This is a genomic window from Brevundimonas sp. CEF1, assembly GCF_051353055.1.
In the GTDB taxonomy this organism is placed as follows: Bacteria; Pseudomonadota; Alphaproteobacteria; order Caulobacterales; family Caulobacteraceae; genus Brevundimonas.
In genome coordinates this window covers 1,789,471-1,807,680 of sequence record NZ_CP195593.1, presented here as the reverse complement: position 1 = coordinate 1,807,680, position 18,210 = coordinate 1,789,471, and the positions used below count along the sequence as shown (strand labels likewise).

The following is an 18,210-nucleotide window of genomic DNA, read 5'->3' as shown; positions in this document are numbered from 1 at the left end:
AGCGAAAGCTCTACTCTTCCGAGTCATCGTCGAAGTCGTTGATGGCGTTGGCGACGAGGTCGCGCCAGGTCGGATCGGTATCGTCCACCAGATCGACGTCATCCATCAGGGCCACGGCGCCGCTGCCGTCGGGCAGGATCAGACCCAGGACTTCCATGGTTTCGCCATCTGACCCGATGTGAGCTTCGGCTTGCACGATCACCGCCGCCTGTTCGCCGTCGTCTTCCCACCAGATGGCGGGTTGGGGCAGGTCCATGTCGATGGTCTCACCGTCCTCGGTGTCGCCAAGCGCGAAGATAGCCCGGCGCGCCTGGACATCTTCGAGCGTCGCCACCGAGCCGATGAAGGGCTTCAGCCGCGCCCAATCGTCAACGTCGAAACCGCCGCCGTCTTCGTCGTGCTCTTCAAAGTCCTGGCTCATGCGCCGTTCCTGATTTTCTGGGGCAGTAGCGTCGATAGGCTAGCCTGTCGTCGAGGCGTTCTATCAGTCTTGCGGGATCACCGCGCGGATGACGCGGGCCGAGGACGGGCGGCCGGCGATGCCGCGTTTGGGGTCGACCACGACGCGCAGGTCGCCGTTGGAGTAGCTGACCGAGGCGCGCGCCCCTTCGATCACAGTGATGCTGCGCAGGCGGTCCAGGAAGGGGCGGGCGCTGGGCGAACGGGCGATGCGGACCACGGCGTCGGTGGTGACGATCAGCGCCTCGATGCAGAGGGCTTCGGATTCCTGGCCGACGACGTTGATTCGAACCAATCGGCCCAGGGCTTCGCTGACGAGGCCGCTGCGGCGGGTCATCAGGTTGAACATCTGCACCGGGCCGAGGCTGGTCGGCTCCAGGCTGACGGCGGCCCCAGTCAGAGAGACAGGCGAACCGCCGGGGTTGCGGGTGGTATAGACGGTGATGCCGCCGCTGGGTGTGACGCGCAGCACCTGCTCGCCGGCGTCGTTGCGATAGATGGTGTCGCCTCGCGGCGCCGACGATGGGCGCAGGGCCCAGGTTTCGGTCGAGCGTTCGAACCGCAGCAGGGTCAGTGTTCCGGCGCGGTCCAGCATGAAGGTCTGGCCGGCTTCCGAGGAATAACGTCCAGGCGGCGGCAGGGTGCGGGTCACCGTTTGATCGCGGATGACCCGGCTCTGTTCCGCCTGAACATTGGAGCGTAGCTGAGCCGCAGCCGGCGTCGCCGCAAGACAGGTGGTCAGCAGCATCAGGGCAGCGAGGTCGAGGCGCACGCCCGCGACCGCCCTGGCGCGTTGCGCCGGGGCGGCGAAGCACGGCGGTTTCTCCGCCTCAACCTCGACCGTCGCCATCATGACAGCAGTGGTGGAACGCCCGAACGGCGGATTTTAGGCAAAGCGGGTTTAGCCAACCAGGTACTGGCCGCCGTTCAGCGACAGGGTGCAGCCTGTGACATATCCGGCACGCTCACCCGAGAGCCAAGACACCATGTCGGCGATTTCCTCGCCTTTTCCGAGTCTTCCGACGGGGATCTGGGCGATGATGCTGTCCAGCACCTTCTGGTCCATGGCGCCGACCATTTCGGTGTCGATATAGCCGGGCGCGATGCAATTGACCGTCACGCCCTTGCGCGCGTTCTCCAGGGCCAGAGCCTTGGTGAAGCCGATCATGCCGGCCTTGGCGGCGGAATAGTTGGCTTGCCCGATTTGGCCCTTCTGACCATTGATCGACGAGATGTTGACGATGCGGCCGAAGCCCCGGTCGCGCATGCCGTTGATCACCTGGCGCGTCATGTTGAAGACGCTGTCCATGTTGACGCGAATCACGTCCGACCACTGATCGTGGCTCATTTTATGGAAGAAGCCGTCGCGGGTGATGCCGGCGTTGTTCACCAGAGTGTCGATGGGCCCCAACTCGGCCTCGACCGCCTGAACCGCGCGGGCGCAGTCGTCGAACGAGCCGACATTGCCCTTGATGACCATGACCCCCAGCTCGCGCGCGGTCGCCGCCGCCGCTTCGTCATTGCCTGAATAGCCGGCGGCGACAGCCATGCCGTCTTCGCGCAATCGTTGGACGATCGCCTTGCCGATGCCTCGTGTGCCACCTGTAACCAACGCCACTCGCGCCATGATGCGTTTCCCTGTCCCTGATCGACGCCGTCTTTGCGGACGTACGCCTTACCCTCTGAAACAAGCCATAGCTTGGCAAGCTTCACAGGAGAAGTCGTTGTCAGACGGCTTCTTTAATCTGTTCGATGTCGATGACGAGGCGATTACGAAGTTCGGTCTTTTGCGTCTTCGCGCCCCTATTTCAGCTTTGCGATCAGAGCCTGCGCCGCGGCCGGGTTGCGCACCTTGGCGCCGGAAATGAAGTAGGCGAAAACGTCGCCGCGCTCGGTCCATTTGCGTGTCTGGGCAGCTACGGCGTCCAGTTCGTCCGACGTCATGCCCGTCGCTTCATCCTCGCGGCTGGACATCAGTCGGGCGTAGCTGAAGTCGGCTGTGGCCTCATCGATTTGAGGCCAGGTCGGTTCCTCGTCATCGACGGCATAGACGATGGCTGCACCGTATTTGCCGGCGAGGTCATAGAATTCAGAGCAGGCAAAGGTCGGGTTGCGGACCTCCAGGGCGTGACGCAGACGCACCCCGTCCTTTTCTCTGGGCAACAGTTTGAGGAAGCCCTCGAAGTCCTCAGCGTCGAACTTCTTGGTCCCCATGAACTGCCAGTTGATCGGCCCGAGCTTGTCGCCCAGCAGGGTCAGGCCCTGGGACAGGAATCGGTCGAAGCTCTCGCCGCCCTCCGACAGGACCTTGCGGTTGGTGCAGAACCGGCTGGCCTTGACCGCAAAGACGAAGCCGTCGGGCGTCTCGTCGCGCCACTTCATCCAGCTGTCAGGCTTGAACGTCGAATAATATGTGCCGTTGATCTCGATGCTGGTCAGAGCGCGACTGGCGAACTCCAGCTCGCGCTTCTGGGTCAGGCCGTCAGGATAGAAGACCCCGCGCCAGGGCTCGAAGGTCCAGCCGCCGATACCGACTCTGATCGCACCCGCCATGACGTCCTCCTGGTTCGTGGCCTTGATCGCAGGAAATCCGGGACTCCGCTACGTCAAGACGTTTAGCGCGCCGGCCAGGCCGCCAATCCGAGCTCCAGATCTGCAATCAGGTCTGACGGATCTTCCAGGCCGATATGCAGGCGCAGCAACTGACCGGGCAGGGCGGGCGCGTTCTGGCGCCAGGCCAGTTGCGGGGTCTCATGGGTGATCAGGCTTTCGAAACCGCCCCAGGAATAGCCCATGCCGAACAGGCTGAGGGCGCCCATCAGGGCGTGAGCCGAGGCCTTGTCGCCGCCCTTCATGACGACGCCCATCAGAGCCGCGCCGCCGGAATAGTCGCGTCGCCACAGGTCATGGCCGACCGAGCCGGGCAGGGGTGGGAAGAGAACGCGTTCCACCTCCGGCCGGGCCTGCAGCCATTCGGCGACCTGTAGCGCGGACTTGAGCGCCTCGTTGTAGCGCAGCGGCAGGGTGCGCAGGCCGCGCAGGGCCAGCCAGGCGTCGTCGGGTGAGACGTGCCAGCCCATGTCCTCAATGGTGTGCAAAATGGCGCGGCCGACCTCGCAGTTCTGGACCGCCACGGCGCCCATCAGCAGGTCGGAATGGCCGGCGACGTATTTGGTCACGGCCTGGACGCTGACGTCGACGCCATGCGCCAGAGGGCGAAGCGCCAGCCCCGCCGCCCAGGTGTTGTCCATCACCGTCAGCACGCCGCGCGCTCGACAGGCGGCGGTCAGAGCCGGAACATCGACGATCTCGAAGGTCAGGGAGGAGGGGGACTCGATCAGCAGCAGCCGCGTCCGCTCGCTGCACAGAGCCAAGATGTCGGTAGTCGAGGCGTCCGCCGGATGGAAGTGCGTCACGATCCCGCGCGCAGCCAGGTGCCGGGTCAGGAAGCGGCGGGTCGGGCCATAGACGGCGTCGCTGGTCACCAACTCGTCGCCCGGGCGCAGCAGGGCCAGCAGGGGAACGGTGACTGCGGCGAGGCCGGAGGGGACAAGGAAGGCCTCGCTGCCCCCCTCCAGATCAGCCAGGGCGGCGCGCAATTCCCGCGCGGCGCTGGTGCCGTCCAGGCCATAGACCGGGCCGGGCGTCGGGTCTTGCATCGAGGCTGGGTCGTCGCTGAGCATGGTGGAGGCGCGCTCGACCGGCGGATTGACCGGCCGCCGCCCCTGGCCGCGTCGTGTGGCGGAGGCGATCAGGCGGGTGCGGTCGGAAAGGCGAGGCATGACGGCTCCGGCGGGTTGCGGTTCTGGCCCTAGAGGGCTCTAAAGAAGGCGGGGGCGCAAGCTGGAGAGGGTGCCGGAATGCGGGCGTCGAATATCGTGACGGGATTATCGCTGGCGCTGCTGTTGGCGACGGCTGCCTGCGAGCGGCAAGGCAAGACCGATCACGCCGAAACGACGCCGACCTCGCGACCGACCGCGACGACCATGCCGGCCGACGTGGCCAGCCCCACCCTGGCGGCGATCAAGCAGCGCGGCCATCTCAACTGCGGCGTCAACCAGGGACTGGTCGGCTTCGCCTTCACCGACAATCGCGGCGCCTGGCGCGGCTTTGACGTCGACTTCTGTCGGGCGACGGCGGCGGCGATCTTCGGCGATCCGGACGCGGTGCGATTCGTGCCGCTGACCGCTGAACTGAGGTTTGAGGCCCTGCGCGACGGGCGGGTGGACGTCCTGTGGCGCAATACGTCCTGGACGATGAGCCGCGACACCAGCGGCGAGCTGAGCTTCGCCGGGATCAACTATTACGACGGTCAGGGCTTCCTGGTGCGTCGCGCCCTGAACCTGAACAGCGCCGCGGAGCTGAACGGAGCCCGTATCTGCGTCCAGTCGGGTTCGACCACGGAACTGAACGTCGAAGACTATTTCCGCACCCGTGGGATCGAGTTCCGCCCCGTCATCGTCAAGACCGAGGAAGAGGCGCGTCAGGCCTATGCGCGCGAGGAATGCGACGCCTTCACCGCCGACATCTCGGCCCTGGCGGCGGCGCGGACGACCCTGCCCAATCCGCAGCAGCACGCCATCCTGCCTGACGTGATCTCCAAGGAGCCATTGGGACCGGTCGTGCGGCGCGGCGACGATCAGTGGACGGCGGTGATCCGTTGGACCCTGAACGCTCTGATCCTGGGCGAGGAACTGGGCGTGACCAAGGCCAATGTGGCCGCTCTGACCCGCGACAGCCAGGAGCCGCGCACTCGCCGTCTGCTGGGTGAGGAGGGCGAGTTCGGCCCGTCTCTGGGCCTGCCTCGAACCTGGGCGCGGGACGCCATCGCGGCCGGCGGCAACTATGGCGAGATTTTTGAACGGAACCTTGGCCAGCAATCGGCGCTGAATCTGGCCAGGGGACTGAACGCGCAATGGAGCGCGCGGCCCAGCGGCCTGATCTACGCCCTGCCGATCCGATAGGGCGTCGGTCGGTCGGCTGATCGGGGGACGCATGACCGCAACGACCAGACAGAAGCTTCCGCTGCATGTCTTGATGCTGATCGGCTTTCTGGTCGGGTTGACCGGCGGCCTCCTGGTCAATCTGACGATCGGAGGCGACACGCCCTGGGTTCAGTGGCTGACGTCCAACATCACCGGACCAGCCGGGCAGATCTTCCTGCGGCTGCTGTTCATGCTGGTTCTGCCGCTGCTGTTTTCGGCGCTGGTGGTGGGCGTGGCTGAGATGGGCGACCTGAAGACCCTGGGCCGGGCCGGGACTAAAAGTCTGTTGTTCACCGTCTTCATTTCGGCTGTCGCCGTCATTATCGGCCTGGTCATGGTCAACGTCTTCCGCCCCGGCGATGGCGTGGACCCGGCCCTGGCTCAACAACTGCTGGATCAGGGGCGCAGCGGGGCGGCTTCCATTGTCGGCAGCGCGCCGGATTCGGTGCGAGCGGGCGATTTCTTCCTGGATCTGGTGCCGTCCAACGTCTTCACGGCGGCGGCGCAGAACGAGATCCTGCCGGTGATGGTCTTCGCCCTGATGTTCGGCATCGGCCTGGTGCTTGCCAGGGGACCGGCGACGGAGAGCCTGCAGAAGACCATCGAGGGCGTGTTCGAGGTGATGATGAAGCTCATCAACCTCGTCATCCGGCTGGCGCCGGTCGCCATCGCCTGTCTGATGTTCAACCTGGCGGCCCTGTTCGGCTGGGACCTGCTGGTGCGGCTGGCCGCCTTTGTCGCTGTCGCCGTGGGGGCGATGGCGATCCATATGTTCGTGGTCTATCCGATCTGCATCGCCACCTTGGGCGGCATGTCGCCGCTGAAGTTCTTTCGCGATATTCGCGAGGCCATGGTGGTGTCCTTCTCTACCGCCTCGTCCAACGCCAGTCTGCCGGTGTCGTTGCGGGTGGCGGAACAGAACCTGGGCCTGCCGCGCAAGATCGCTCGCTTCGTCCTCACGGTCGGGGCCACGGCCAACCAGAACGGCACGGCCCTATTCGAGGGGGTGACGGTGCTGTTCCTGGCTCAGTTCTTTGGCGTGGACCTGAGCCTGGGCCAACAGTTCATCGTCATGCTGGTCTGTATCCTGGGCGGGGTCGGCACGGCGGGGGTACCGGCGGGGTCACTGCCGGTCATCGCCATGATCCTGGCCATGGTGGGTGTGCCGCCAGAAGGGATCGGCCTGATCCTGGGCGTCGACCGCTTCCTCGACATGTGCCGGACCTCGCTGAACGTCACCGGCGATCTGGTGGTCGCCGTGGTGGTCTCGCGCGGCGAGGAGGATACGGACGCGACTGTTCCGGCGACGGCCTGAGCGCTAGCCGACGGCGATGGGGGCGTCGGGGCGCGCGCCCCATTCGGCCCATGAGCCGTCATAGAGCCGCGACGACCGGCCGAGCTCGGCCAGGCCGAGGGTCAGGATGGCGGCGGTCACGCCTGAGCCGCAACTGGTGATGACGGGGCGGTCCAGATCGACCCCGGCGTCGCGGAAGGCGGCTTCGAGCGCCGTGTCGCGCTTCAGCGTCCCGTCGGCGTTCAGCAACTGGCTGAAGGGCAGGTTCAGCGCGCCGGGCATATGGCCGGAGCGCACGCCCGCACGCGGCTCTGCGGCGTCTCCACGAAAACGCGGCGCGCCTCGGGCGTCTACGACCTGAATCTTGCCATCGAACGCCTGGCGGACCTGTTCCAGGTCGACGACATTCTCGGCTGCGAAGGCGAACTGGAAGGTCGAGGAGTCTTTGGCGGGGACGGGGCCGTGCTCCAGAGTCCGCCCTTCTGCGCGCCATTTTGGCAAGCCGCCGTCCAGAACGCGAACCCGTTTCGCCCCCATGGTCCGCAGCATCCACCAGACCCGCGCCGCCGAGAACAGGCCCTGGGCGTCATAGACCACGATGTCGTCTGTCTCACCTACGCCTAGGGCGCTCATGGCCTCAGCGAAGGCCTGCGGCGTCGGCAGCATGTGCGGATAGGGGCTGGCGGGATCAGAGATCGCCTCCAGATCGAAAAATACGGCGTCGGGCAGGCGCTCATGCTCGAAGTCCGCCCACGCGTCGCGTCCGTCCAGCCACCAACTGGCGTCGATCAGCCGCAGGTCAGGCGCGCCCAACTGCGTCGCCAGAACTTCGGTCGAGATGAGGGGGGCGTTGGGCGTGGTCATAGGTTCAGATTACCATGATCGCGAGGTTGGTGGTCAGGGCCTGAGTCGCCGGGTAAGTTGCGAAAACGCATCCGCGACGCCACCTGTCCGACTTAAAGTCGCGGCATAGGCCCGCGCAACGCCGTTTAAACCAGTCGAAAGCGCCGCCGTGACCTCTCCGAACGCCGTCATCACCCTGTCCGAAGGCCTCAAGAAACCCGTCGTCATCGGCGGCGGCCGTCGCATCGTCTTCATCGCCGGCCCCTGCCAGATGGAAAGCCGCCAGCACGCGCTGGAAACTGCGCACCGTCTGAAGGAAATCGGCGAGCGTCTGGACGTCGGCATCATCTACAAGACCAGCTTCGACAAGGCGAACCGCACCAGCGCCACCGCCGCGCGCGGCATCGGCCTGAAGGACGCCCTGCCGATCTTCGCCGAAATCCGTGAAATCACCGGCCTGCCGACCCTGACCGACGTTCATTCCGAGGCCCAATGCGCCGGCGTGGCCGAGGCCGTGGACGTGCTGCAGATCCCGGCCTTCCTGTCGCGTCAGACCGACCTGCTGCTGGCCGCCGCCGCCACGGGCAAGGCGATCAACATAAAGAAGGGTCAGTTCCTGGCCCCCTGGGACATGAAGAACGTCATCGCCAAGGTGGTCGGCGCCGGCAACCCCAACGTCATGGCCTGCGAGCGCGGCGCCAGCTTCGGCTACAACACCCTGGTCAGCGACATGCGGTCCTTGCCGATCATGCGCGAGATCGGTTGTCCCATCGTCTTTGACGCGACCCACAGCGTGCAGCAGCCGGGCGGCCAGGGCACGTCCTCGGGCGGACAGCGCGAGTTCGTGCCGGTTCTGGCGCGTGCCGCCGTGGCCGTGGGCGTGGACGCCGTCTTCCTGGAAACGCACGAAGACCCCGACAACGCCCCGTCGGACGGGCCCAACATGGTGCCGCTGGACCAGTTCGAGGCCCTGGCCGCCGAACTGATCGCCTTTGACGACCTGGCCATCAAGGTCGGCGCCAAGGCGCCGATGGCGAACCTGGCCTGAATCCGCTAGTTCGGCGTCATGGCTGAACGATCACTCGATTTGGGCGCGCTGCAGACTCTGCTGGCGCAGGTGCATGAGCAGAAGGTCGCCTGCGTCGGCGACCTGATGCTGGATCGCTATGTCTATGGCGAGGTCAGTCGCATCTCGCCCGAGGCGCCGATCCCCGTCCTGCGCGCGCGTCGCACCGTGGCCATGCCCGGCGGCGTGGGCAATGTGGCGCGCAACGTCGCGGCCCTGGGCGGTCACGCCCGACTGGGCGCTGTCGCCGGTCTGGATTCGGCGGGTGCCGAGCTGACCGACCTGATCGCCGCCGAGGACCGGGTCGAGGACGCGCTCGTCCGTCCCGAGGGCGCGGCCACCATCGTCAAGACGCGCTTTGTCGCCGCCGGTCAGCAACTGCTGCGGCTGGACGACGAACAGCCCGCGACCAGCGGCTATGGCGACAAGGCGGTGTTTAAGAACGCCAGCGCCATCCTGCTGTCCGACTACGCCAAGGGCGTGGTGGACGACGCACTGATTGAGGCGGCGCTGTGGGCCGGTCGTGAATACGGCGCGCCGGTCATCGTGGACCCCAAGGGCCGCGATTTCGCCCGCTATGGCGCGGTCGACCTGATCAAGCCGAACGCCAGTGAACTGGCCGGGGCCACTGGCCTGCCGGTCGAGACGGACGTCGAGGTCGAGGCGGCGCTGGCGGCCTTGCTGGCCTCCACCACGACCAAGGCTGTCGTCGTCACGCGCGCCGGCAAGGGCATGACCCTGGCGCGGCGCGACGGGGCTGTGGTGCATTTCCCTGGTCGGGCGCGCGAGGTCTTTGACGTCTCCGGCGCCGGCGACACCTCGCTGGCGGCCTTGGGCCTGGCGCTGGGCGCGGGCGCGTCGCTGGAGACAGCGGTGCAGTTCGCCATCCTCGCCTCCGGCGTGGTGGTCGGAAAGAGCGGCACGGCGGTCGTCACGCCCGCCGAACTGGTCGAGGCCGAGATGAGCCAGCACGCGGCCCTGGCTCAGTCCAAGGTCACGCCTCTGGATGAGCTGTCGGATCAGGTCGAGGCGTGGAAGCGTCAGGGCTTGAAGGTCGGCTTCACCAACGGCTGTTTCGACATACTGCACCGGGGCCACGTGGCCTATCTGGCCCAGGCGCGCGGCTGGTGCGACCGGCTGGTGGTGGCGCTGAACACCGACGCTTCGGTGCGCCGCTTGAAGGGCGAGGGGCGGCCCGTCAATGATCTGGACAGTCGAGCTGCCGTCATCGGTGGACTGGCCAGCGTGGATCGGGTGACGGCCTTTGACGATCCGACGCCCATGGCTCTGATCGAGCGACTGCGGCCCGACGTCCTGATCAAGGGCGCGGACTACACCAAGGACAAGGTGGTCGGCGCCGCCGAGGTCGAAAGCTGGGGCGGCGTGGTCCGTCTGGCTGATTTCGCCGACGGCTATTCCACTACCAAGACCATCGAGAAGATGACCGGAGACGCTCAATGATCCCGCGTATGATTGTCGTGACTGGCGGCGCGGGTTTCATCGGCTCCAACATCGTGGCGCGCCTGTGCGAAGCGGGCGCCTGGGACGTGGTCGTTTGCGACCGGCTGGAGACGGCCGACCTCGCCAAGTGGAAGAACATCGCCAAGCATCCCATCGCCGACCTATGGGCGCCGGAAGAGCTGTTTGAGCAACTGGAACGGCACGCCGAGCGCATTGAGGCCGTGGTGCACATGGGGGCCATTTCCTCGACGACCGAGCCGGACGCCGACTTGATCCTGCGCACCAACTTCAGCCTGTCACGCGACATCTGGGACTGGTGCGCCCTGCGCGACGTGCGGATGATCTACGCCTCCTCGGCGGCGACCTATGGCGACGGAGAGACGGGTTTCGAGGATCGCGATGATCCTGAGAGTCTGAATGCGCTTCGTCCGTTAAACGCCTATGGCTATTCAAAATACCTGTTCGACCAATATGCGGTGCGTCAGGCGGATCGCGATCAGGCGCCGCGTCAGTGGGCGGGGCTGAAGTTCTTTAACGTCTATGGCCCGAACGAGGGCCACAAAGGCGGGATGAAATCGGTCGTGGCCCAGATCTGGCCCAAGGTTCAGGCGGGCGAGACGGTCAGCCTGTTCAAGTCGCACAACCCCAACTATCCCGACGGCGGCCAGCTGCGCGATTTCGTCTATGTGGATGATGTGGTGAACATCATCGACTGGCTGCTGCAGACGCCGGACGTGTCGGGCGTGTTCAACGCCGGTTCGGGTCAGGCGCGATCCTTCGCTGATCTGGCGCGTGCGACGTTTGCGGCCGCTGGCAAGGAGCCGTCGATCGCCTACATCGACATGCCCGAGGCGATCCGCGACCGGTATCAATACTTCACCGAGGCCAGCATGGACCGTATCCGTGCGGTCGGCTTCAACGGCCAGTCGACGCCGTTGGAAGAAGGCGTGCGGCGCTATGTTCAGGACTTCCTGTCCCAGTCGGATTCCTATCGATGAAGATGCCCAGCCTGACCTTGCGCCAATGGGTCGGCTATGCGGGCTTTGCGATTGTCTTCATCCTGGTGGCGGCCGTGGCCGTGTGGCGCGGCGACATTTTGAAGGCCGGCCTGGACCCCCAGGTGCCTTTCCAGACCTATGAACCGCCCCCGGCGCCAGACTACGCACGATCCGACGCCTGGGCCTTGCAGGACGCCCGCGCGCCTGGCGCGGACAAGGCGGCGATCTTTTTCGTTCATTCCACGACCTATGACGGTGGAAAGGGCTGGAACGGTTCTATCGGCGACAGGAAGGCGGACGCCTATCTGACACGGGTGGTGATCCCCAACTATGCCGGTCCTTTCGCCCGCTCCGGCGCCATCAGCGCCCCGCGCTATCGCCAAGCCAGTCTCTACACGCGCCTGACTCTGCGTGAAGATGCGCGAGAGGCCCGCGCCTTTGCCTATGGCGATGTGGACCAGGCCTTTGGTCAGTGGCTTTCCGTTCATCCCGATGGGCCGATCATCCTGGCGGGGGTAGAGCAGGGGGCCGACTTAGTTGCGCGTCTGGTCTATGAACGTGTCGCGAACGACGCCGCCCTGCGTCGGCGTCTGGTCGCCGTCTATCTGATCGACGCCACAGTCAGCCTGGACCGGACCACGACGCTTCCCGCATGTCACACTCGCACTCAGACCGGCTGCCTCGTCGGTTGGTCGCAGGTGGGGGAAGGCGATGAAGGCGCGGCGCGTCGGCGGTTGAGACGTGCGTTGGTCTGGAATGATCGCGGTCAACTGGTCGAATTGGCGGATCGCCCGGCCCTGTGCGTCAATCCGGTGTCGGGCAGTGACGATGGAGTCTTGGTTCCGGCGCGACGGCATCTGGGCGCCGCCAACGCCACCGGGCTGGAATGGGGGGTTCGCCCTGCCTTCATCGACCGACAGATCGCCACGCAATGTCGAGACAGCCTGTTGCGCCACACCGTGCTCAAGTCGGAATCCTTCCGCGAGTTTCGAGGCTGGGCCGACCGACGCAAAGCGCGTCCCTATAACCTCTTTTACGCGGACACCGAGGCCGATGCCCACGCGCGGCTGACGGCCTGGGAGGCGCAGCAAGCGCCCGGCGGCTAGTCGGCGCCGGCCCGGTCGGCGCGCCAATCGAACAGGGCTTCCAATACCCGCACAGCCTCGCCCCGCGGGCTGCTCAACTCAGGGTCGCGCCCCAGGATCAGGCGGGCGTCGTCAGACGCCGCCAGCATCAGAGAGCGATGCTTGATCGGATCGGCGAAGCGATAGGCGGGGAAACCGCTCTGTTTCAGGCCCAGGGGGTCGCCGCCGCCGCGCAGGCGGAAATCTTCCTCGGCGATCTCGAAGCCGTCCTCGGTGCGACGCAGGGTCTCCAGCCGTTCGCGCGCGGTCTCGCCCAGCGCACCGTCCTGACCGCCATACAGCAGGATGCAGGAACTGGATTTGGCTCCGCGCCCGACGCGCCCGCGCAACTGGTGAAGCTGGGCAAGACCAAAGCGATCGGCGTGCTCGATGACCATGATGGAGGCGTTGGGCACGTCGACTCCGACCTCGACGACCGTGGTGGCGACCAGCAGCGGGATGCGGCCCTCGGCGAACTCGGCCATCACCGCCTCGCGCTCGGCGCCGGGCATCTGGCCGTGAGCCAGTCCGACCTCGACTTGCAGGATGCGGCGCAGGTCGTTGGCGCGCTCCTCGGCGGCGGCCAGGTCGATGGCTTCGGACTCGGCCACCAGAGGACAGATCCAGTAGGCCTGCGCCCCGCTGTCGATCGCCGCCTTCAGCCGTTTGGCCACCTCGCCGATACGGACCAGAGGCAGGACGGCGGTGGCGACGGGGGTGCGACCCGGCGGTTTCTCCATCAGGCGGCTGACTTCCAGTTCGCCGTACTGGGTCAGTTCCAGGGTGCGCGGGATGGGCGTGGCCGACATGGTCAGCAGGTGGACCCCGCCGATGGTCGGATCGCCCTTGGCCTGAAGTCGCTGGCGCTCGTTGACGCCAAAACGGTGCTGCTCGTCGATGACGGCCAGGGCCAGTCGGTGGAACTGGACCGCATCCTGGAACAGGGCGTGGGTGCCGATGGCGACCTGAGCCTCGCCGGAGGCTAGGGCGGCCAAGCGTTGACGCCGCTCGCTTTGGGTGTCGCGGCCGGTCAACAGGATGGTCGATATTCCGGCTTCCTCCAACATGGGGGCTAGCCGCTGATAGTGCTGGCGGGCCAGGATTTCGGTCGGGGCCATGAGGGCCGACTGGAAGCCGCTGGAGGCCGCGTCGGCCAGGGCGAGAACCGCCACGGCCGTCTTGCCGGACCCCACGTCGCCTTGCAGCAGACGGCCCATCTGCTCGCCGGACGACAGGTCGGCGCGGATTTCCTCGATGGCGCGGGCCTGGGCGCCGGTCAGGGTGAAGGGTAGGGCGGCCAGCAGACGCTGCGAGGCCTCGCCGGCCCTGATACGCGCCGCCGGGGTGATCTGACGGGCACGGCGACGGCGCGCCAGGGCCAGTTGGTGGGCGAACAACTCGTCATAGGCCAGGCGCTGACGCGCCGGGGCCTCGGGTGTCAGGTCCAGTTCCGAGGTCGGCGCGTGCAGGCTTTCCAGCGCCGCGCGCCAGCCGGGCCAGCGGCGGGCCGACAGCCAGGCGGCGTCCTGCCACTCGGCCAGTTCCGGTGCGACGGCCAGCGCGCCTTGCGCCAGCTTTCTGACCACGCGCGAGGTCAGGCCCTGCGTCGCCGGATAGACCGGCTCCGACAGCGGGATCTCGTCCGCCTTGTCCAGCGGTAGGATGTAGTCGGGGTGCGCGATCTGCACCTCGTTGTTGAAGCGTTCGACCTTGCCCGTCACCAGTCGCCGCTCGCCGCGCGGGGCCAAGCTCTCGATGTGACGAGGCGATCCGGCGAACCAGATCAGGTGGACGAACCCCGTCTCGTCGGATGTCCGCATTTTCAGGGGGGCGCCGATCTTGTGCGGCGGGATCAGTCGGTCGATCAGCACTTCGAAGACGCCGATTTCGCCCTCGACGGCGGCGGCGGCGGTCGTGCGGCGGCGCTGGATGATGCCCGACGGCGACAGGAACAGCACGTCGCGCACCAGCGGACCCGCCAGCTTGTGCACCAGGGGCGCGCTGCGAGGCCCCACGCCCTTCAGGGTGGAGACGTCCGCAAACAGGGGAAAGAGAATCTCGGGCCGCATTAGCCTCAGCATAGCTGGCGAAAACGGAACGGGAACGCTATCTGATCCAACTCTTCACATGAACGGACCGGGCAAGGAACCGCGTGGCCGATATTGATGCACGTCCAGAGGACGCCCGGAAACAAAGACTCGGCCGGATTTCTTACCGCGCCTGGCGACGCGGCTTCCGCGAGGCCGACATGGTGCTGGGGCCGTTCACGGACCAGATCGGGCCGACGCTAAGCGACGCCGAACTGGACGAACTGGAGCACCTCCTGAACGAGGAGGACCAGTATCTCTACGCCTGGATCATCGAGAAGGAGCCGACCCCGCCCGAGTTCGACGGGCCGATGCTGGCGCGCATCAGGGCCTTCATGCGCGAACACGTCGCGGCGGAAGTGGCCAAGGGTATCGGTTGATGGGTGAGGCGATGGCGCGGCGTGACGTCGAACTGGGCGGTGCGCCCGAGGGGCTGGACGCGCTGGTCGTCGCCGAACGGCTGAAGGCTCAGGGCGGCGTCGGGCTGCTGGTCGCGCGCGATTATCAGCGCGCGGGCAATTTCACCCAAACGCTTGGCTTTTTTGCCAAAGGCATTGAAGTTCTTGAATATCCGGCCTGGGATTGTCTGCCCTACGACCGACTGAGTCCCACGGCCTCGGTCGCGGCGCAGCGCATGGCGACCCTGACCCGGCTGGCCCAGCGCGATCCATCGGACGCCAAGCCTCTGCTGATCGTCACCACCATTGCTGCTGCAACCCAGCGCACGCCGCCGCGTCAGGCCGTGACTGGCGCTGGTTTCGAGGCCAAGGTCGGGCGCGATCTGGATACGGCGGCGCTGGAACGCTATGTCGCGGCCAACGGCTATGTCCGCGCCTCGACCGTGTCGGAACGCGGCGAATACGCCATTCGCGGCGGCGTCATCGACGTCTTCCCGCCTGGTTTCGACGAGCCGGTCCGTCTGGACCTGTTCGGCAGCGAACTGGAATCCATCCGCGCCTTTGACCCTGAAACCCAGCGCTCGACCAGGCAACTGAAGCAGGTCGCGCTTCTGCCCGTGTCAGAGGTCCTGCTGGACGCCGAGAGCATCTCGCGGTTCCGCAGCGGCTATCTGAACCTGTTCGGCGCGCCGGGCGACGAGCCCATGTACGCCGCCGTCAGCGAGGGAGCGCGCCGTCAGGGGCTGGAGCACTGGCTGCCGCTCTTCTACGACCGGCTCGACACCCTGTTCGACTTCCTGCCGGACAGCGCCCCGGTCTTCCTCGACAGCCAGGTGGAACAGGCGCGCGCCGAGCGCTGGAACCTGACGACCGACGCCTATGAGGCGCGCAAGGAAGCGGCCAAGGGCAAGGGCGGCGCAGCCTATCGCGCGCCGACGCCGCAGAGCCTCTATCTGGACGAAGGCGACTGGAACAGCGCCCTGGCCGGGCGCGCCGTCCGCCGTCTGTCGCCGCTGGCGGCGGGATCGGGCGAGGATGCCGGCGGGCGTCTGGGCCGCAGCTTCGCCGCCGAGCGGTCGCAGGACAGCGTCAACCTGTTCGCTGCGGTGGCGCAGCACGCCGAGACTTTGAAGGGGCAGGGCAAGCGGGTCCTGTTCGCATCTTGGACCGAGGGCTCGGCCGAGCGTCTGGCGGCCATGCTGGGCGATCACGGCCTGACCCACGTCCTGCCGGTGCGCGACTGGGACGATGTTTTGGCGGCGCCCAAGGACATCTATCTACGCGCCGTCCTGCCGGTCGAGCATGGCTTCGTCACCGACGAGGTGGCGGTCATTTCCGAGACCGACATCCTGGGCGACCGCTTGGCGCGGCCCAAGCGCAAGCGTCGGGCCTCGAACTTCCTGGCCGAGGCCTCGGCCCTGACGGCGGGGGATCTGGTGGTCCACCTGGATCACGGCATCGGGCGCTATGAGGGCCTGAAGACGCTGGAGATCCAGGAGGCGCCGCACGACTGCCTGGAACTGCTCTACGCCGGTGACAGCAAACTCTATTTGCCGGTTGAAAACATAGACCTTCTGACCCGCTACGGCACGGACGCCGACGGGGTTCAACTGGACCGTCTGGGCGGCGCCGGCTGGCAGGCGCGCAAGGCGAAAGCGAAAGAGCGGCTGCGCGCCATGGCCGAGGGGCTGATCGCCCTGGCCGCCAAGCGTGCGCTGCGCGTGTCCGATGCCATCACCCCGCCGTCCGGCCTGTTCGACGAATTCTGCGCCCGCTTCCCGTACGAAGAGACGGACGACCAGTTGAACGCCATCGGCGACGTGCTGGAGGACCTGGGCAAGGGCACGCCGATGGATCGCCTGATCTGCGGCGACGTTGGGTTCGGCAAGACGGAGGTGGCCCTGCGCGCCGCCTTCGTGGTGGCCATGACGGGGCAACAGGTGGCCATCGTCTGCCCGACGACCCTGTTGGCGCGCCAGCATTTCAAGACCTTCTCCGAGCGTTTCGCCGGCTGGCCGATCACGGTGCGGCACCTGTCGCGCATGGTCACGGCCAAGGACGCCAACGAGACGCGCGCGGGCCTGAAGGACGGGACTTTCGAGATCGTCGTCGGCACCCACGCCGTGCTGGCCGAACAGGTCGGGTTCAAGGACCTGGGCCTGGTGATCGTCGACGAGGAGCAGCATTTCGGTGTCAAGCACAAGGAGAAGCTGAAGTCCCTGCGGGCTGATGTTCACCTGCTGACCCTGACCGCGACGCCCATTCCGCGCACGCTGCAGATGGCGCTGTCGGGCATCCGCGAGATGTCGATCATCGCCACGCCGCCGGTCGATCGTCTGGCGGTGCGGACCTATGTCACGCCGTGGGACCCGGTGCTGGTCCGCGAAGCCCTGCTGCGCGAGAAATATCGCGGCGGTCAGGCCTATTACGTCGCGCCGCGTCTGAAGGAATTGCCGGACATCGAGAAGTTCCTGCGCGAGCAGGTGCCCGAGGTGAAGTTCGTCGTCGGCCACGGCCAGATGAGTCCGACCCAGTTGGAGGAGGTGATGAGCGCCTTCTACGATGGGCAGTACGATGTCCTGGTCTCGACCACCATTGTCGAGAGCGGCATCGACATTCCGACGGCCAATACCCTGATCGTCCATCGCGCCGACATGTTCGGGCTAGCGCAACTGCATCAGATCCGGGGCCGCATCGGCCGCTCCAAGGCGCGGGCCTTCGCCTATCTGACGACCGATCCCAAGCGGCCTCTCAGCCTGTCGGCCGAGCGGCGCTTGCAGGTGCTGCAGTCGCTGGACAATCTGGGCGCCGGCTTCCAACTGGCCAGCCACGATCTGGATCAGCGCGGTGGCGGCAACCTGCTGGGCGACGAGCAGTCAGGCCACATCCGCGAGGTCGGGGTCGAGCTGTATCAGCAGATGCTGGAAGACGCCGTCGCCGAGTTGCGCGAAGCGGGCGAGGAAGTCGCCGACCGCGGCTGGTCGCCGTCAATCAATGTCGGTGCGGCGGTCCTGATTCCAGAGACTTACGTGCCGGACCTGAACGTTCGTCTCAGCCTCTATCGCCGTCTGTCGGACGCCGAGAAGATGGAGGATCGCGAGGCTATGGCGGCCGAACTGATCGACCGCTTCGGCCCGCTGCCGGACGAGGCGCAGCAGCTTTTGCGCATCGTGGGCATCAAGGCCAACTGTCGCACAGCCTCGATCGAGAAGATCGACATCGGGCCCAAGGGCGCGGTGCTGACTCTGCGCAACAACAGCTTCCCCAATCCGATGGGGCTGGTCGGTCTGATCCAGAAGAACCAGGCCTTCTGGAAGATTCGCCCGGATCAGAAGATCGTAGTGAAGGGCGAATGGCCCACGCCCGACGACCGTCTGAAGGTCGCCGAGCGGATCACCGCCGATCTGGCGCGGGTCGCGGGAGCGGCCTAGCCGCCAGCAACCGTATCCTGGCCAAAGAGCCGGGACCGCCCAAGGCGCAACGAGTCGGATATGT

At 66.5% G+C, this 18,210-nt stretch carries 15 protein-coding genes; 8 read left to right on the top strand and 7 right to left on the bottom strand.

Annotated elements, in window-relative coordinates; genetic code table 11:
• Positions 1 to 10: 10 nt before the first annotated feature.
• The 5 genes from ACR9FL_RS09310 to metC form a co-directional block, all read right to left on the bottom strand.
• Entirely contained in the window at positions 11 to 421 is a 411-nt protein-coding gene (locus ACR9FL_RS09310) for a hypothetical protein (protein WP_436358089.1), read from the bottom strand.
• 63 nt (positions 422 to 484) lie between these two features.
• The gene (locus tag ACR9FL_RS09305) at positions 485 to 1,309 is read right to left on the bottom strand and encodes a DUF4908 domain-containing protein (RefSeq protein ID WP_436358088.1); all 825 of its coding nucleotides are present in this window, start codon (positions 1,307 to 1,309) and stop codon (positions 485 to 487) included.
• Between the two features lie 51 nt (positions 1,310 to 1,360).
• Positions 1,361 to 2,086 (bottom strand): acetoacetyl-CoA reductase, encoded by a 726-nt coding sequence (phbB, locus tag ACR9FL_RS09300; RefSeq protein ID WP_105563549.1) that lies wholly within the window; start codon positions 2,084 to 2,086, stop codon positions 1,361 to 1,363.
• 176 nt (positions 2,087 to 2,262) lie between these two features.
• Positions 2,263 to 3,012 carry a DUF72 domain-containing protein gene (locus ACR9FL_RS09295; RefSeq protein ID WP_436358087.1) on the bottom strand — a complete coding sequence of 250 codons (750 nt, stop codon included), beginning with the start codon at positions 3,010 to 3,012 and terminating at the stop codon, positions 2,263 to 2,265.
• Positions 3,013 to 3,074: 62 nt separating this feature from the next.
• On the bottom strand, positions 3,075 to 4,241 hold the full coding sequence (gene metC / locus ACR9FL_RS09290; protein WP_436358086.1) for a cystathionine beta-lyase: 1,167 nt from the start codon (positions 4,239 to 4,241) through the stop codon (positions 3,075 to 3,077).
• 96 nt (positions 4,242 to 4,337) lie between these two features.
• Here metC and ACR9FL_RS09285 point away from each other — a divergent pair, with 96 nt between their 5' ends.
• Both ACR9FL_RS09285 and ACR9FL_RS09280 read left to right on the top strand, forming a co-directional pair.
• Positions 4,338 to 5,423, top strand: a complete 1,086-nt coding sequence (locus ACR9FL_RS09285) for an amino acid ABC transporter substrate-binding protein (RefSeq protein WP_436358085.1) — start codon at positions 4,338 to 4,340, stop codon at positions 5,421 to 5,423.
• A gap of 31 nt (positions 5,424 to 5,454) precedes the next feature.
• Entirely contained in the window at positions 5,455 to 6,759 is a 1,305-nt protein-coding gene (locus ACR9FL_RS09280; protein WP_296173251.1) for a dicarboxylate/amino acid:cation symporter, read from the top strand.
• 3 nt (positions 6,760 to 6,762) lie between these two features.
• Here the strand turns inward: ACR9FL_RS09280 and sseA are convergent, their stop codons facing one another.
• On the bottom strand, positions 6,763 to 7,602 hold the full coding sequence (sseA, locus tag ACR9FL_RS09275; RefSeq protein ID WP_436358084.1) for a 3-mercaptopyruvate sulfurtransferase: 840 nt from the start codon (positions 7,600 to 7,602) through the stop codon (positions 6,763 to 6,765).
• Positions 7,603 to 7,750: 148 nt separating this feature from the next.
• Between sseA and kdsA the strand changes: the two genes are divergently transcribed.
• The 4 genes from kdsA to ACR9FL_RS09255 are packed head-to-tail and all read left to right on the top strand — an operon-like array spanning position 7,751 to position 12,212.
• Entirely contained in the window at positions 7,751 to 8,629 is an 879-nt protein-coding gene (kdsA, locus tag ACR9FL_RS09270; protein WP_296173254.1) for a 3-deoxy-8-phosphooctulonate synthase, read from the top strand.
• A gap of 18 nt (positions 8,630 to 8,647) precedes the next feature.
• Positions 8,648 to 10,108 carry a D-glycero-beta-D-manno-heptose 1-phosphate adenylyltransferase gene (gene rfaE2 / locus ACR9FL_RS09265; protein WP_436358083.1) on the top strand — a complete coding sequence of 487 codons (1,461 nt, stop codon included), beginning with the start codon at positions 8,648 to 8,650 and terminating at the stop codon, positions 10,106 to 10,108.
• The gene (rfaD, locus tag ACR9FL_RS09260; RefSeq protein ID WP_436358082.1) at positions 10,105 to 11,106 is read left to right on the top strand and encodes an ADP-glyceromanno-heptose 6-epimerase; all 1,002 of its coding nucleotides are present in this window, start codon (positions 10,105 to 10,107) and stop codon (positions 11,104 to 11,106) included. Before rfaE2 ends, rfaD begins: the two co-directional genes overlap by 4 nt.
• Positions 11,107 to 11,108: 2 nt before the next feature.
• Positions 11,109 to 12,212 carry a DUF3089 domain-containing protein gene (locus ACR9FL_RS09255; RefSeq protein WP_296173282.1) on the top strand — a complete coding sequence of 368 codons (1,104 nt, stop codon included), beginning with the start codon at positions 11,109 to 11,111 and terminating at the stop codon, positions 12,210 to 12,212.
• Here the strand turns inward: ACR9FL_RS09255 and recG are convergent.
• Positions 12,209 to 14,299: an ATP-dependent DNA helicase RecG gene (recG, locus tag ACR9FL_RS09250; protein ID WP_436358081.1), complete on the bottom strand. Its 2,091-nt coding sequence runs from the start codon at positions 14,297 to 14,299 to the stop codon at positions 12,209 to 12,211. The genes ACR9FL_RS09255 and recG overlap by 4 nt on opposite strands.
• Positions 14,300 to 14,382: 83 nt before the next feature.
• Between recG and ACR9FL_RS09245 the strand changes: the two genes are divergently transcribed.
• Complete coding sequence (locus ACR9FL_RS09245) at positions 14,383 to 14,697, top strand: succinate dehydrogenase assembly factor 2 (protein ID WP_292082726.1); 315 nt, start codon at positions 14,383 to 14,385, stop codon at positions 14,695 to 14,697.
• On the top strand, positions 14,697 to 18,146 hold the full coding sequence (gene mfd / locus ACR9FL_RS09240; RefSeq protein WP_436358080.1) for a transcription-repair coupling factor: 3,450 nt from the start codon (positions 14,697 to 14,699) through the stop codon (positions 18,144 to 18,146). Before ACR9FL_RS09245 ends, mfd begins: the two co-directional genes overlap by 1 nt.
• The last annotated feature ends 64 nt before the right edge of the window (positions 18,147 to 18,210 follow it).

Excerpts from the sequence above, each read along its gene's own strand:
- sseA (WP_436358084.1), bottom strand. The coding sequence starts at position 7,602 with ATGACCACGCCCAACGCCCCCCTCATCTCGACCGAAGTTCTGGCGACG.
- ACR9FL_RS09255 (WP_296173282.1), top strand. The coding sequence starts at position 11,109 with ATGCCCAGCCTGACCTTGCGCCAATGGGTCGGCTATGCGGGCTTTGCG.
- metC (WP_436358086.1), bottom strand. The coding sequence starts at position 4,241 with ATGCCTCGCCTTTCCGACCGCACCCGCCTGATCGCCTCCGCCACACGA.
- ACR9FL_RS09295 (WP_436358087.1), bottom strand. The coding sequence starts at position 3,012 with ATGGCGGGTGCGATCAGAGTCGGTATCGGCGGCTGGACCTTCGAGCCC.
- phbB (WP_105563549.1), bottom strand. The coding sequence starts at position 2,086 with ATGGCGCGAGTGGCGTTGGTTACAGGTGGCACACGAGGCATCGGCAAG.
- rfaD (WP_436358082.1), top strand. The coding sequence starts at position 10,105 with ATGATCCCGCGTATGATTGTCGTGACTGGCGGCGCGGGTTTCATCGGC.
- rfaE2 (WP_436358083.1), top strand. The coding sequence starts at position 8,648 with ATGGCTGAACGATCACTCGATTTGGGCGCGCTGCAGACTCTGCTGGCG.
- ACR9FL_RS09310 (WP_436358089.1), bottom strand. The coding sequence starts at position 421 with ATGAGCCAGGACTTTGAAGAGCACGACGAAGACGGCGGCGGTTTCGAC.
- ACR9FL_RS09305 (WP_436358088.1), bottom strand. The coding sequence starts at position 1,309 with ATGGCGACGGTCGAGGTTGAGGCGGAGAAACCGCCGTGCTTCGCCGCC.
- recG (WP_436358081.1), bottom strand. The coding sequence starts at position 14,299 with ATGCGGCCCGAGATTCTCTTTCCCCTGTTTGCGGACGTCTCCACCCTG.
- ACR9FL_RS09280 (WP_296173251.1), top strand. The coding sequence starts at position 5,455 with ATGACCGCAACGACCAGACAGAAGCTTCCGCTGCATGTCTTGATGCTG.
- mfd (WP_436358080.1), top strand. The coding sequence starts at position 14,697 with ATGGGTGAGGCGATGGCGCGGCGTGACGTCGAACTGGGCGGTGCGCCC.